Annotated in this window: 14 protein-coding genes; 5 read left to right on the top strand and 9 right to left on the bottom strand. The window is 60.2% G+C overall.

All coding sequences use genetic code 11. The features are described from left to right. Positions 1-39 precede the first annotated feature (39 nt). From NBH09_RS07955 to NBH09_RS07965, 3 genes are all read left to right on the top strand, one after another. Positions 40-582 carry a DJ-1 family glyoxalase III gene (locus tag NBH09_RS07955; RefSeq protein WP_055287259.1) on the top strand — a complete coding sequence of 181 codons (543 nt, stop codon included), beginning with the start codon at positions 40-42 and terminating at the stop codon, positions 580-582. After that, positions 579-1,160: a Maf family protein gene (locus tag NBH09_RS07960; protein ID WP_250787640.1), complete on the top strand. Its 582-nt coding sequence runs from the start codon at positions 579-581 to the stop codon at positions 1,158-1,160. The genes NBH09_RS07955 and NBH09_RS07960 overlap by 4 nt, the downstream gene beginning before the upstream one ends. A 101-nt stretch (positions 1,161-1,261) precedes the next feature. Then, positions 1,262-2,263, top strand: coding sequence for a P1 family peptidase (locus NBH09_RS07965; protein WP_250787641.1), 1,002 nt, complete (start codon positions 1,262-1,264; stop codon positions 2,261-2,263). Between the two features lie 343 nt (positions 2,264-2,606). Here the strand turns inward: NBH09_RS07965 and NBH09_RS07970 are convergent, their stop codons facing one another. Further along, entirely contained in the window at positions 2,607-3,638 is a 1,032-nt protein-coding gene (locus NBH09_RS07970) for a glycosyltransferase family 2 protein (protein WP_250787642.1), read from the bottom strand. Then, the gene (gene glf, locus NBH09_RS07975; protein ID WP_250787643.1) at positions 3,631-4,833 is read right to left on the bottom strand and encodes a UDP-galactopyranose mutase; all 1,203 of its coding nucleotides are present in this window, start codon (positions 4,831-4,833) and stop codon (positions 3,631-3,633) included. The genes NBH09_RS07970 and glf overlap by 8 nt, the downstream gene beginning before the upstream one ends. 231 nt (positions 4,834-5,064) lie before the next feature. On the opposite strand from glf, the gene pta reads away from it, so the two are divergent. Then, positions 5,065-6,045: a phosphate acetyltransferase gene (gene pta / locus NBH09_RS07980; RefSeq protein ID WP_006234296.1), complete on the top strand. Its 981-nt coding sequence runs from the start codon at positions 5,065-5,067 to the stop codon at positions 6,043-6,045. A 553-nt stretch (positions 6,046-6,598) separates the two neighbouring features. Here pta and NBH09_RS07985 read toward each other — a convergent pair. The 7 genes from NBH09_RS07985 to rnd all read right to left on the bottom strand — a co-directional run bounded on the left by NBH09_RS07985 (position 6,599) and on the right by rnd (position 13,431). Then, positions 6,599-7,777, bottom strand: coding sequence for an acetate/propionate family kinase (locus NBH09_RS07985; protein ID WP_250787644.1), 1,179 nt, complete (start codon positions 7,775-7,777; stop codon positions 6,599-6,601). A 164-nt stretch (positions 7,778-7,941) separates the two neighbouring features. Beyond that, on the bottom strand, positions 7,942-9,120 hold the full coding sequence (locus NBH09_RS07990) for an acetate/propionate family kinase (RefSeq protein ID WP_055309796.1): 1,179 nt from the start codon (positions 9,118-9,120) through the stop codon (positions 7,942-7,944). A 147-nt stretch (positions 9,121-9,267) separates the two neighbouring features. Beyond that, positions 9,268-9,603, bottom strand: a complete 336-nt coding sequence (locus tag NBH09_RS07995) for a histidine triad nucleotide-binding protein (RefSeq protein WP_022094103.1) — start codon at positions 9,601-9,603, stop codon at positions 9,268-9,270. 49 nt (positions 9,604-9,652) lie between these two features. Next, a complete protein-coding gene (xseB, locus tag NBH09_RS08000; protein WP_006234311.1) occupies positions 9,653-9,919 on the bottom strand; it encodes an exodeoxyribonuclease VII small subunit in 267 nt (88 codons plus the stop codon). 42 nt (positions 9,920-9,961) lie between these two features. Then, positions 9,962-11,413 (bottom strand): exodeoxyribonuclease VII large subunit, encoded by a 1,452-nt coding sequence (gene xseA / locus NBH09_RS08005; protein WP_502799838.1) that lies wholly within the window; start codon positions 11,411-11,413, stop codon positions 9,962-9,964. A gap of 115 nt (positions 11,414-11,528) precedes the next feature. Further along, complete coding sequence (locus NBH09_RS08010; protein WP_118081779.1) at positions 11,529-12,233, bottom strand: zinc metallopeptidase; 705 nt, start codon at positions 12,231-12,233, stop codon at positions 11,529-11,531. A gap of 64 nt (positions 12,234-12,297) precedes the next feature. Next, positions 12,298-13,431 (bottom strand): ribonuclease D, encoded by a 1,134-nt coding sequence (rnd, locus tag NBH09_RS08015; protein WP_148345575.1) that lies wholly within the window; start codon positions 13,429-13,431, stop codon positions 12,298-12,300. Positions 13,432-13,529: 98 nt separating this feature from the next. On the opposite strand from rnd, the gene NBH09_RS08020 reads away from it, so the two are divergent. Continuing rightward, positions 13,530-14,447: a diacylglycerol/lipid kinase family protein gene (locus tag NBH09_RS08020; protein WP_055309791.1), complete on the top strand. Its 918-nt coding sequence runs from the start codon at positions 13,530-13,532 to the stop codon at positions 14,445-14,447. The last annotated feature ends 264 nt before the right edge of the window (positions 14,448-14,711 follow it).

Below are 14,711 nucleotides of genomic sequence, written 5' to 3' on the forward strand. Positions count from 1 at the left end.
AAGACGGCTAATTGTATGCCGCCTGTGAAAGGAACCCTCATGCCCAGCGTTGCCGTTCTCGCCGCCGATGGCTTTGAAACTATTGAATGCTTGACCATGGTCGATGTCATGCGTCGCGGCGGCGTGCGTGCCACGCTCGTCTCGATTATGCCCACGCGTGAGGTCGTAAGCTCGCTGCAGATCCCCGTGACCTGCGATGCGCTCTTTGATGAGATCAACTTTGACGAGTACGACTGCGTCGTGCTGCCCGGCGGCCTGCCCGGTGCCACCAACCTGCGCGCCGATCAGCGTGTCTGCGACGTGGTCTGCGAGTTCGCCGCGACCAAGCACGTCGCCGCCATCTGCGCCGCCCCGTTTATCCTGGGCGAGCTCGACCTACTCGAGGGGCGCCACGCCACGTGCTTCCCTGGCTTTGAGAAAAGCTTCCCCGAAGGCGCCTATACTGGCGAGAAGGTCACGCAAGACGGCAACATCATCACTGCCAGCGGCATGGCACAGTCACTCCCCTTTGCATTGGAGCTGCTGCGCACGCTCGCTGGCGACAAGGCCGTCGAGAAGGTCGCCGAGGGCATCCAACTATGATTTTGGCTTCCCAATCGCCGCGCCGCATAGAGCTGATGCGCGAGGCAGGCTACAACATTCGCGTGATTCCCGCGGATATCGACGAAACGCCCTTTGATGGCGAGGCTCCGCTCACGCTTGTCGAGCGTTTGGCACGCGCCAAGGCGGCTGCCGTTGCTGCCGAGTATGCCGAGCCCAAAGAACTGACGGTCGCGGCCGACACCATCGTCACCTTCGACGGCAAGATTTTGGGCAAGCCGGCAACCGAGGGCGAGGCGCGCACCATGCTCCGTGAGCTTTCGGGCCGCACGCACCAGGTCGCAACCGGCGTCTGCATCGTTAAGGCAGGCGATACGGCCGCCCCGCATGCCGCCGAGAGCCTGTCGTTTGTCGATGTGACCGACGTGACATTCTACGAGCTCACCGACGAGCAGATCGAGCACTACGTTGCCTCGGGTGAGCCCATGGATAAGGCAGGCGCCTACGGCATCCAGGGCACAGGCGGCCGCATGCTCGTGCACGATATTTCGGGCGACTTCTATAACGTAGTGGGCCTACCCATCGCCCGCGTCGCGCGCGCGATTCAAAAACTCTCGTAATTGCATCTGGCGCTGGGTATTCCCCAGCGCCTACAATTTTGGCGTACCGTACGGATCCCGACCGGGCACAAGGCGCGGCGGAAAACCGATAGGAGTTAAACATGGATACACTGCTCGAGGCCATTGACGTCTGCGATGTCGATGGCTTTTGCTATGGCAACTATACGGACGAGGAGGCCGGCACCGGTTGCACCGTAATCGTGGCACCCGAGGGCGCCACCGGCGGCGTTGACGTACGCGGTGGCGCTCCCGCTTCGCGCGAGACCGACCTGCTACGACCCGAGAACACCGTCGACAAGGTCCACGCCGTCTGCCTTTCGGGCGGATCGGCCTTTGGCCTCGAAGCTGCAAGCGGCGTCGCTCGCGAGCTTGAGAGCCGCGGCATCGGCCTTCCCGTCGGCCCCACGCAGGTGCCTATCGTGTGCTCCAGCTGTATCTTCGACCTTGCCTTTGGCGACCCCACCGTGCGCCCCGACATTGAGGCCGGCATCGCCGCCGTGCGCGAAGCACTCGACCACACCCCCACCAAGCTCGAACAGGGCAACGTAGGCGCCGGCACGGGCGCCACCGTGGGTAAGCTCATGGGGCCTGCCACCTGCATGAAGGCCGGTCTTGGAGCTGCCGCCGTGGCACTCGGTCCCGTCAAGGTGGGCGCCGTGGTCTCGGTCAACGCCTGCGGCAACGTTGTCGACCCCTTCACCGGCGAGTGGGTCGCCGGCATGCGCGCCGCAGCCGATAGCGACCAGATCGTCGACATGGAACTCGCAGCCTTTGCCGCCGCCGGATCCATGCAGATGCCGCTCGACCGCACCAACACCACCATCAGCTGCATCATCACCAACGTGGAACTCACTAAGGCACAAGCCACCAAGGTCTCCCAGATGGCCGCAGACGCCTACGCACACGCCATCCGTCCCACGCACACCACCAACGACGGCGACACCATCTACACCCTCGCCAGCGGCAAACTGGGCGCCCAGGCAAGCGCCGCCGTTCCCCTAGACCTGCTGGGCATGCTCGCAGTAAGGGCCCTGGAAACTGCCATCGTAAACGGAGCCAAAACCGCCAAAACCTCCCACAGCATCCCCGGCGCCGCGAAGTAGTCCACTCGACCGTCGGTCGGAGACGGGCGGGCGTTACGTTTGCTGCTCTACAGTCCTATGCAAGACGAAGGCCACATTAAGTGGCCTTCTTTGCATGCGGAACTCGCGACAAACGTAATGCCCGCCCGCCTCCGACCGACTTCCAACCTAATTCTTTTCAGCCCAGGCCCCTGTGTACCGCGCTTCGAAGATCTTCAAATTCAAATAACCTGACAATCGATTCTTATAGCAGAGGCCCCTTGGCCTTTAGTTTGATACAAGTTCCGCGCGAGCAGGACTGTTCGCAGTAGCAAACTAAAGGCCAAGGGGCCCAGTCAACCTATCAGCAGCGATTACTCAGCAGCTAGTTGAATTTGAAGATCTTTGAGGCAAGACGGTATAGGCCGAGTGTGGTTTTGTCACCGGCACGACCGCGCAGATTGGTGAAGAACCCGACCACGCCGTAGCGGGCACGACGATACATGCGCTCGTCATAGGCCTTCAAATCATTCCACAGCGTCTTTAGGCGCTCGTCGGCGCAATCTTCCTCGGAAAGCTTGGTAAGCACCGAGCAGATAGCCATCATCATGGTGAAGTAGCCCATCATGTACGAACGCAGGCGCGACGGCCCAACATCGCTGTACAAGTGGTACGACTCCATCATGATACGCGTAACACGGAACTGCTGGTCCAGACGCTTGACCATCGTTGCCTCGTTGACGCTCTGGCCCTCGCGACCGATAAAGTAGCGGTAGAGGTCGATGTCGGCGTAGTACATGGTCTTGCAACGCGGCAGCGGCACGTAGGCGTAGATGTTGTCCACATAGAACGTGTGCGGCGGCATGGGAAGGTTGGACTCGCGCAGCACATCCGTGCGATAGCACAGGCTGTGCATGAGAAGGTTCTGGTCCAGGCGGAAATGACCGATCTGATCCCAGGAAAAGATCTTTTTGCGCGGCAGGGCAAATTTGTAGCCAATAGCGGTATGCGTGCCCTCGTAAACCTTCTCGTACACGTAGTTCGAGATAAACAGGTCAACGCGCTGGTCGCGCTCCTCAAAGCCACGCAGAATCGACAGCATGGTCGAAAGGGCAGCGCCGTCAAGCCAGTCGTCCGAGTCGACAACCTTGTAGTAGGTGCCCTGCGCCTCGCGCAGACCCGAAAGGACGGCAATACCGTGACCGCCATTCTCCTGGTGCACCGCGCGGATGATTCCAGGATAACGTGCCTCCCACTCATCGGCCTTATCGGCCGTCTCGTCCTTGGAGCCGTCGTCCACCACGATAATCTCGATATCGGTAGCGTAATTGCTCCCCTCCAAGATGGAGGTGATGCAATGGTCCATGTCCTTGGCGGCGTTATACGAGGGAATACCGAATGTTATGACTTTATGCATGGCAGGCGATAATCTCATCCGAAAGATCGAGGGCAGAATTGGTCACGGCGTCCATATCGTAGTAACGATACTCGGCCAGACGACCCACCGGGTGGAAGTTCGTCAGGTTCTGGACGCGCTCAAGATAGCGCTCATAGAGCTCACGGTTCTCGGGCTCAAGAATGGCGTAGTACGGCGTCTCGCCCGAGCCGGGCGTATAGGCCTTGGAGTACTCCTTCATGATGGTGGTCTTGCCGGGCAGGACCTGACCGGTCATGTTCTTGAACTCGGTGATGCGCGTGTAGTCCTCGCTCGTGGTGTAGTTGACAGTGCCCACGGGCTGGAACTGGTCCATATCGAGCGTCTCGAACTTCATATCGAGCGTGCGGTACGGCAACGCACCCAAGTCGAGGTTGAACAGCTCGTCGAGTGGACCGGTGTAGACGATCTCGCCACCATAGACCTTGCCGTCGATCTTGACGGTGGTGTCGTCGATTTCAAAGAGGTCACGGGCGTCCACGTCGCAGAACACGTCGATCAGGTCGTGGTCGAGCATGTGCTCAAAGAGCGCCGTGTAGCCCTCCTGCGGCATGCCCTGGAAGGGAGCTTGCGGGAAGTAGCGGTCATCATCGCCCACAAAGACGGGAACGCGGCCGGTGATCGAGGGGTCGATCTGATCGGGCGTCTGGCCCCACTGCTTCATGGTGTAATGTAAAAAGACGTTCTCGTAGACGTAATCGGCGACCTCGGCAAGATCCGGGTCGTTCTTCTTACGCAGCTCCATAATGGGCACCTTGACATCCTTGCCAAAGGTCTCCACGAGCTTCTGATACAGCTCCTCGCCGCGCTCGTCACCAAAGGCGAGCTTGAGACTCGCATGGTTGAAGGGCACGGGCATAAGAGTACCGTTGATGTTGGCGAGCACCTTGTGCTGATAATCCGTCCACTTGGTAAAGCGCGACAGGAAATTGTGCACGCGCTCGTTAAAGGTGTGATAGATATGCGGACCGTACTCGTGAATCAGGATTCCGGCCTCGTCAGTGCAGTCATAGGCATTGCCCGCAATGTGGCTACGGCGCTCCAAAACGGCAACACGATAGCCGATGGTCTCGGCAAGACGGCGGGCGCAAACGGCACCGGCATATCCAGCACCGACGACAATCATGTCGTACGCGCCGGCGTTAAAGCCTTCAGGCAGGCCTGAGGTAATCTGCATCGATACTCCTTGTCAAAAGCCACGGGCTCGTTAGCTGGGCTTTTCTCGAACATTCTTCGAGACATATTTATCAGAGCGATTATAGCGCTAATGCGTCCTATAATGAGCTTGCCACACAAGGAAAGCTCAAGCACCGCGGCGTACATAATTGAAAGGTAAACCCGCTAGCAGCGGGTTTATTCGTGAACAGCCGGGTGCCTGGAGCTTAGCGAAACGCTTGTAAGGAGTAACATGAGCGATTTCCTAAACCGTATGAAGTCTGCCGCCAAGGCCGACCTTAAGACGATCGTCCTGCCCGAGGGCGAGGATCCGCGCACTATCGTCGCGGCCACCAAAATCATCGAGGAGGGCCTGGCAAAGATCGTCATCCTGGGCAACCCCGACGAGATCAACGTTCCCGGCGCTACCGTCATCGACCCGCGCAATGCCGAGAAGCACGAGGAGTATGCGCAGAAGTTTGCTGAGCTCCGCGCCAAGAAGGGCGTTACCATCGAGCAGGCTCGCGCCCAGGTGATGGACGCCACCTACTTTGGCACCATGATGGTCAAGATGGGCGACGCCGACGGCCTGGTCTCCGGCGCCTGCCACTCCACCGCCGACACCCTGCGCCCTGCACTTCAGATCCTCAAGACCGCCCCGGGCACCAAGCTGGTCTCGGCCTTCTTCGTGATGTGCACCGACACCCCGCAGTTCGGCACCGACGGCACGCTGATCTTCGCCGACTGCGGCCTCAACATCAACCCGTCCTCCGACGAGCTCTCCGAGATCGCCATCGCCTCCGCTCACTCCTGGTCCACCTTCATGGGCAACGTTGAGCCGCACGTGGCCATGCTCTCCTACTCCACCATGGGCTCCGCCGGCGGCGAGGTCGCCAAGAAGGTCCAAGAGGCCGTAAAGTTCTGCAAGGAGAAGGCTCCCGAGCTCGCCATCGACGGCGACCTGCAGCTCGATGCCGCTATCGTCCCCACTGTCGCCCAGCTCAAGGCTCCCGGCTCCTCCGTCGCCGGTAAGGCTAACGTGCTGGTGTTCCCCGACCTCGAGGCCGGCAACATCGGCTACAAGCTGGTCCAGCGCTTCGCCGGTGCTGACGCCTACGGCCCCATCCTGCAGGGCATCGCCAAGCCGGTTAACGACCTTTCGCGCGGCTGCTCTGCCGACGACATCGTGGGTGTCGTAGCCATCACCGCCGTCCAGGCTCAGATGGCTGAGTAGCGTACGCATCGCCCGAAGGCCGTACGGGCTAACCCCTGAAAACGTCCTCGACCAATGAAACGCCCCCGTTCTGCTCCTTCGGAGCTACGAACGGGGGCGTTTCTGGTCTGCGGAGTGTTTTCAGGGGTTAGCCCGTACGGCCTTCTACCGCCACGTAGCAATCAGGGTATCTGGGGTGGACGGCGGCTTGGCTACGAGCTGGCGCTGAAAAACTGAATGGATGAGTGCCGTTGCTGGAGGGTCAAACGATGCAGATATGGTCACTTTGGGACCGAAATGTTGGCTGCGGTCTGATGTCTGGCCCACCGGAAAGTGTGTCCCGGTTTGAAGGCGGATTGTGGGATGCAGCTTCCGCTTGGGGCCTGTTTGGGAAACCGTGGGACGGAATTATGCTTTATTGTGGGTCGCACTTTCCGCAACGTGCCTCAACCGGAAAGCGTGTCCCAGTATTTGCGCTCGAAATGGGATGGGGTTTCCGCCGTCCGCCTGCTAGTAAAAAAGGCCTCCGGAGCTGTTGCTCTGGAGGCCTTTCGTTTACTTGCAAATGCGCGCGTTAGTTGTTCTTGGTCAGACGCTCGACGTCGTGGGCGATCATGTATTCCTCGTCGGTGGGGATGACCATGACCGTGACGGCGGAACCGGCGGCACTGATGACCTGCGGGCCGTTGCCCACGGCCTCGCGGTTCTTGTTGTTGTCAATGCGCACGCCCAGCCACTCAAAGCAGTCGCAGAAGGCCTTGCGGATCGACCAGTCGTTCTCGCCGATACCGGCGGTAAAGGTGATGGTGTCCACGCCCGCCATGGAAGCGATCATGGAACCGGCCTGCTGCATGGCCTTGTAGGCGAACATATCGAAGGCGAGCAGGCAGCGCTCGTCGCCCTCGGAGGCGCGCGTACGGATGTCGCGGGCGTCGTTGGAGATACCCGAGATGGCAAGCAGACCAGACTGCTTGTTCATCATGTCATCGACTTCCTGATAGCTGTAGCCGCCCTCGCGCTGCAGGTAGCACACGGTAGCCGGGTCGATGGAGCCGCAACGGGTACCCATCATCAGGCCGTCGAGCGGCGTGAGGCCCATCGTGGTATCGCGGCACACGCCGTCCTCAATGGCGGCAAGCGAAGCGCCGTTGCCCAGATGGCACGAAAGCAGACGGTGGCAGCGCGAGCCCAGGATCTCCTTGGCCATCATCCACTCATAGCGGTGGCTCGTTCCGTGGGCACCGTACTTGCGCACGTGGTACTTATCGCACACGTCCTTGGGCAGCGCGTAGGTGTAGGCAACCTCGGGCATGGTCATGTGGAACGAGGTATCGAAGACGGCGACGTTGGGCAGCTCCGGATACTTCTCACGGCAATACTCAATCGCCGCGGCCTCGCCGTAGTTGTGCAGTGGAGCGAGCGGGGCCACCTCAAGAATCTTGGCCATAACCTCGTCGTCGACAACTGCGGAATCATCGAAGTGCCAGCCGCCCTGAACGATACGATGCCCAATGCCATCGATCGTAAAGTCGGTCTTCTCGAGCTCCACGAGCACACGTGCGATAGCCGAACGGTGATCCGGGAAGGGGACCTCCTCGGTCTGCTTGGCGCCACCGTTCTCGGAGTGGCCAAAGATGCCCATGTCCGAACCGATGCGTTCGCAGTTGCCCTTGGCGAAAACCTCGCGGGTATCGGTATCCAAAAGCTGATATTTAAGGCTTGAGCTGCCGGCATTGACAACAAGTACGTTCATGAGACTCCTTTGCAGTGCAATACGGTCGACGCAGACCCCTTAAGGCGGCCGCATTTTAATAAGAAGTTATCACAACTTGATAAATAGCTATCAGGCATATCGCCCAACGAGCACAAAAGAGGGGCCGAACGGCGCTCGGTCGTCCAGCCCCTCCCCTCTTGCAATTACTTGCCGTTGACGATGCGCTCGACGTCGGAAGCGATCATGAACTCCTCGTCCGTGGGGATGACGAAAATCTTGACCTTGGAATCCTTGGCAGACAGGCACCAAGCGCCGTCACCACGCAGGGCGTTGCGGGCATGATCCATCTTGACGCCCATAAAGGCCAGACGGTCGGCAACGCCGGCGCGAACAGCCGGAGCGTGCTCGCCGATACCGGCAGTAAAGACCAGGGTGTCCATACCGCACATAGAAGTAGCCATCTCGGCAGCCTTGGCGGCAATCTTGTAGACAAACATGTCGAAGGCGAGCTGAGCATCGGGGTCACCAGCGGCGGCGAGCTCCTCGACGTTGCGGCAGTCGTTGGTCTTGCCGCCGGTCACAGCCAAAAGGCCGGACTTCTTGTTCATCATCTCGTCGACCTCGTCGAAGGTGTAGCCGCCCTCGCGCTGCAGGTAGCACACGGTAGCCGGGTCGATGGAGCCGCAGCGGGTGCCCATCATGACGCCGTCGAGCGGGGTGAGGCCCATGGTGGTGTCCATGCACTTGCCGTCCTCGATGGCGCACAGGGAAGCGCCGGAGCCGATATGGCACACGACGACCTTGCGAGCCTCGCCGTTGGTCATCTCGGCGACCTTCTTGGAGATGTAACGGTAGCTGGTGCCGTGGGCGCCGTACTTACGGATGTGCAGCTTGTCGCAAACATCCTTGGGCAGGGCGTAAGTCTTGGCGACCTCGGGCATGTTGAAGTGGAAAGCGGTGTCGTAGACCGTGACGTTGGGCAGGTCGGGATACTGCTCCAGGCAGTACTCGATAACGTTGGCCTCGGGGTTGTTGTGCAGCGGCGCCAGCGGGGCGACCTCGCGGATCTTGGCGAGGACGTCCTCGTCGACGAGGGAGGAATCGCCGAAGTACCAGCCGCCCTGAACGATACGGTGACCAATGCCCTCGATCTTGACGCCGTTGGCCTCGAGGTCCTTCAGAACGACCTCGATGGCGACCTTGTGGTCGGGGAACTCGATGTTCTCGGTCACCTTCTTGGAACCGTTGGCAGCGTGGGTGAAGGTACCGCCGGTAAAGCAGACGCGCTCGCAGGAGCCCTTTGCGGACACCTTGTGAGACTTGGTATCGATGACCTGATACTTAAGGGTCGAAGATCCTGCGTTGACGACCAGAACGTTCATGTGTCTCCCTACTAACAGGCGGTGTGGCGCCGCCAGGTTACATACGCTTCAATAATAAACCCAAACGCCCTCGCGCTCGGGTTTATTGCGTTGATATATAAGTTATCGGTGCTTGAGCTTCCGTTTCAATGCAAGGAAGAAGCGCCCTCAGATGAGGTTCTCGCCCAGATTTTTGCCGCCGAGGACGTGCATGTGGAAGTGCATGACGGTCTGGCCGGCGTTGACGCCCTTGTTGGAGATGACGCGGAAACCGTCCTCCAAGCCCTTGACCTTGGCGACCTCCTGGATGGCGTGGGCCATGGCGCCCATGGTCTCGGCGGGCACGTTATCGGCGATGTCGCTGTAGTGCTTCTTGGGGATCACGAGCGTGTGGACCGGCGCCTGGGGATTGAGGTCGTCGAAGGCGATGACTTGGTCGTCCTCGTAAACGACGGTCGAGGGGATCTCGTGGTTGGCAATTTTGCAGAAGATGCAATCACACATGGTTGGTTCCTTTCTCGCAGACCAAGGTAATTATATTTGGTCGGGGTGATTAGAACGAAAGGTTGTCGTCGGTGTTGGCGGCTTCGCCGTCGGCGAGCACGTCGTTGCCGTCGACGTCCTTCAGGAGCACCGAGACCTTCTGCTCGGCATCGGACAAGCGGGTACGCAGGCTCTTGAGGAGCTCGACGCCGCGGGTATAGCTCTCAAGCGACTCCTCGAGCTCCATATCGCCCGATTCCAAGCTGCGTATGATGAGCTCCAACTCCTGCGAAGCCTGCTTGTACGTAAGCTGCTCGACCGGGGTCTTCTCTGCCATATCTGTTTCCTTTCCTAAAGGTTTATCGCTATGAAACGCGGTCTACTCGACCGTATTGACCGTTGCTGCCACGTTGCCGTCTGCCATGCGCACGCGGATGGCGTCGCCGGGCTTAAAGGTCTTGGCGCTCGTAGCCACACCATCATCGCTGTATGCGATGGAATAGCCACGGGCAAGCACCTTGAGCGGCGACAGGGCATCGAGCGACGCAGCAGCTCGGCCCAGGTCGGACGCGGGTTTGCTGAGCATCGTACGTCCCTGATGCTCCAGACGGGAACTCGCAAGCGTGAGCGCATGGCGCTTGCCATCGAGTCCCGAGGTGCTTGTAGCCAGACGCTCGGGCAGGCGTTCAAAGCTGGATCGGAACGCCCCGACCGAGCGCGTTATGGCACCGGACAAACGATCGGCCGTCAAGGCAAGCTCTGACTCACGACGCTCGACCATAAATGTCGGATCGTTGAGACACGGGCGGCATGCGGCCGCATCGAGCGCGTCGCCCAAGCGAGCCGTATAGGTATCCCAGGAACGACGGCCACGCTGATCGAGCATCTCCAGGTCGACCTGGGCCGAACCAATCATCGATGCCATCGCGGCACCCAGACGCTGATGGCGCGCCTCGAGCACATCGGCCAACTCCGTCATGGCCGGCGCCACCGATTCGGCCGCCGCCGTGGGCGTGGAGGCGCGGCGGTCGCTCACCATGTCGCAAATCGAGGTATCGGGCTCATGGCCAATGCCGGTCACCACGGGCACAGGGCAAGCCGCCACCGCGCGGGCAAGCTCCTCGTCGTTAAAGGTCATGAGGTCCTCGAAGGAACCGCCACCACGCACGAGCAAAATACAGTCGGGCGCTGGCGTGACGGCGGCGGCACGGCGCAGGCCCTCGATAAGCTCGGCCGGCGCACCCTCGCCTTGAACCCTGGCGCCCACGCAAACGAGCTCGACGAGCGGGTTGCGACGACGCAATGTGCGCTTGACGTCGTCGATTACGGCACCCGAAAGCGAGGTAACGACCGCCACGCGTGAGCAGAACACCGGAATGCGACGTTTGCGCGCTTCGTCCATCAGCCCCTCGCGGCGTAGCTTTTCGGCCAGTTGCGCCACTTGTTGACGCAGCAGGCCCTCCCCCGCCAGCGAGAACGAGCGAGCGACAAAGCTCATGCGGCCCGTGGCCTTATAGAGATTGAAGCTGCCCTTAAAGCTCACCTGCATGCCGTCGCGCAGATCGAACGTGCGCTTGAGATAGGCGCCCTTCCAGATGATGCAGTCGACGGCCGCCGAGTCGTCCTTGATTTGGAAGTAGCAGTGGCCGCTTCGGGCATTGGGACCACGGAAGCCCGTGACCTCGCCCAGGACGCTCAGCTGCGGAATGGCATCGAGCGCACCGGCAGCGATCTCTACCGCCTGACTCACGCTGAGCTCCTTGCGCTCCTGCTCATCCGAACCGTCGAACTCGGCGGAAACGGCATTGCCGGTCAGATTCCAGCCTGCCACGCAGCCTCCTTTCGTCATCGTGCACATGGGCTCCGGCCCTGCGCAAATTCAAGTCCAACACATAGTACAGCGCCGCGGGGACACAAATCTCCGCGGCGCCTGTCAAGCCAATTTGTTATCGGTTGGAGTTTCTGTTGTAGCGAGCCATAAGATAGAGCAGCTGAATGATCGAAGTGAGCGCTGCGGCAACATAGGTAAGCGCGGCTGCCGTCAGGACCTTCTTGGCACCGTTGACCTGCTTGGAGCTCATACCCGACTGCTCGATATACGCCACGGCGCGGCGACTGGCATCGATCTCGACAGGCAACGTAACGAGTTGGAACAGCACACTAAACGAGAAGAAGATCAATGCGAGGGTCGTGAGCCCGGCGATGTTCATAAACAGGCCCAAGAGCAACACGATGGTCCAGGTGTTCTGGGTAAAGTTGACGACCGGGACCAGGGCGGTGCGAACCTTCATCATGGCGTAACCGCTCTGACGCTGGGCGGCATGACCCGCCTCGTGGCAGGCCACGGCAACGCTTGCGACCGATCCGCCCGAACGGTTAGCGTCCGAGAGATACAGGTTGTTATCCTGCGGGTTGTAGTGGTCGGTGAGCTCACCGGCAACGCCCTTGATACCCACGGCGTTGCAACCGTTGGCGTCGAGCATGCGGCGAGCGACCGTGGCACCCGTGTCGCCGTCCGAGCGAACCTTGGACCAGGTCTTGTACGTCGAGTTGATATAGCTCTGCGCCGCAAGACCAAGCACCGTACAAACAAGGACAACCAGCAGGTACAGCGGGTCGATGCCAAAGCCGTAACCATAGTAATAGGGCATGCGAATTCCTCCGAATCGAATTACACGTTGGAGGCATTCTACCCAATCAAGCGGCTAGGCTTCCTTACAGCAATTCAATTTTGCCATCTTTGACCGTCAACCCCATGTTGCCGGAAAGCAGATCGTCCAGGCGCGAGCCCACAAGTTCAAAGCGCCAACCTTCGCGCAGGCGGCTCTGCTCGGGATGCTCAATGTAGTCGGCCAGGTCATCGCGCGACGCAATGACCGAGGTCGCCACGCCCGAGCGCTCGGCAACCAGGCGAATAAGCGCATACATAAGGTCAGTCACGCTCTCCAGCTCCGGCGAAATCTGACGATGTCCGCGCACCAAGAGCGGCAGGCGATCGTGCGGACAGCTCGCTCCGCGCTTGATGGCCATGAGCGCGCCGTCCACGTCGCGCTCCCCCAGCTGGTCGGTGCCGCGGATGCTACGGAACTCCTCAACACGCACGGGATTGCGCTTGACGAGCGCCAGCAGCGTATCGTCGGACATAACCCACTTGCGCGGGATGTTGCGCCGCTCAGCGCGGTCCTCACGCCAGGCGGCAAGCTCGCGCGCAATGCCCAGCTGATGGCGGCTGCACGAGTTGATGCGCTTGACCTTGCGGAACGCTTCGTGGCGGTCGGCGCGGTAGTGCGACTCATCGGCCAGAGGACGCAACTCGTCGAGCACCCAGTCCACACGGCCCAGCTCGCGCAGGCGGCTCATCATCTCGGTATAGGCGACGATCAGGTACTTGACGTCATCGATCGCATACTCAATCTGCTTATCGGTCAGCGGGCGGCGCGACCAGTCGGTCAGCGACTCGGTCTTGGGCAGCGATACGCCGCAGAACGTCTGAACAAGCGCGCCATACGAAATCTGCTGGCGCTCGCCCAAAAAGGCGGCGGCGACCTGCGTATCGAAAATCGGTCGTGGCAGCACGCCCACGGTATGGAGCATGACCTCCATATCCTGCGAGCACGCGTGGAAGACCTTGGTCACGCTCTCGTCGGCCATAAGCTCGGCCAGCGGCGAGAGGTCGTCGATCACCAGAGGGTCGACCGCTACGCTCTCGGCAGGGGTGGCAATCTGAACCAAGCACAGGCGCGGGTGGAATGTGCGCTCGCGCAAAAACTCGGTATCGACGGCAATCGCGTCGAACTCACGGGCGCGCTGGCAAAAGTCGAGTAGAGCCTGATGTGTGGAAATGTACATATCAACCCATCGAATAAGGTTAGGCCCGAAAAACACGGGTAGGATATCGGCATTGCCTTACAACTATACTCGGTTAGTCACAGAACGGGAACGTAAGTATGCGCTGCCTTATCATCCACAACCCGGCATCGGGCCCCAGCTCAGATGAAATCTACGCATTCACGCACGCCCTCGCGCAGGGCGGCGACGAGGTCGTGATGCGTTTTATCGGCGATGGCATGGAGCCCGAGGATGCCGTGGCAGACGTGCGCGAGTTTGATCGCGTGGTCGTTTCGGGCGGCGACGGCACCGTCTCCAACGTGCTCGACCAGATGCGCGGGTGCGGTGTCCCCACGCTCGTCTTCCCCTCCGGCACAGCCTGCCTGTTCTTCAACAACATCGGCAATGCCCCCGAGGCAGCGGCGCTCGCCAAGGCCTGCCGTGCCGGTCGCACGGTCAAAGTCGACATGGGTGAGCTCTTTTGGCTCGACGAGAACGGCAACGAGAAGCGCCACGGCTTTATCATCATCGCCGGCTCGGGCTTCGACGCCGAGATCATGATGAAGGCCGCCCCCACCAAAAACGACATCGGCGAGATCGCCTACTTCCTCTCTGCGCTCGCCACGCCCAACCCCACGGTGGCGCACTTTACCATTGAACACGACGGCATTGTCGAGGAGCTCGACGGCATCTGCTGCATGGCCGGCAACACCTCGGTCATCCAAAACGACATCAACCTGTTCCCCGACTGCCGCATGAACGATGGCATGGTCGACATTGCGGTCATCGAACCCGTGCGCACCGTGCAGCTGCTGCCTACCGTGATCACCGCTGCGCTTGACCCCGCCGGCAAGGTACTCGGCCGCCCGCAGTTCAAGATCATCCAGACCAAGGAAGCCAAGATCACCTGCACCCCGTCGCTGGGCATGCAGTTCGATGGCGAGATTATCTCCAGCAATTCGGGCGTCTTTGGAGCCCGCGCGCTTCCGCAATGCCTCGACCTCATCGTCGACGAATTCTCCCCGCTCGGAAAATAGGAGGACCCTATGAACGACAATCCCCTGCTCGGCTTTATCATCATCGTTTTGGCCATGCTCGTCGGCTATGCGATCAACGTGATCCACCGCCGGAAGAAGTAATTCCACATTGGTATGATATTCATCCAATTATCGTCTCCCCTGCTGTTTATGCATTTGCCAAACAGCGGGGGATTTTCTTTGCGCCCCGTGCAAGGGGCTTTATTCAGATACAGTAATTGCAGGGTGCCTTTATTTAAGTAAAGCTACGAAATGAGTATTCTT

Source organism: Collinsella sp. BG-O-102, assembly GCF_023656745.1.
Classification (GTDB): Bacteria; Actinomycetota; Coriobacteriia; order Coriobacteriales; family Coriobacteriaceae; genus Collinsella.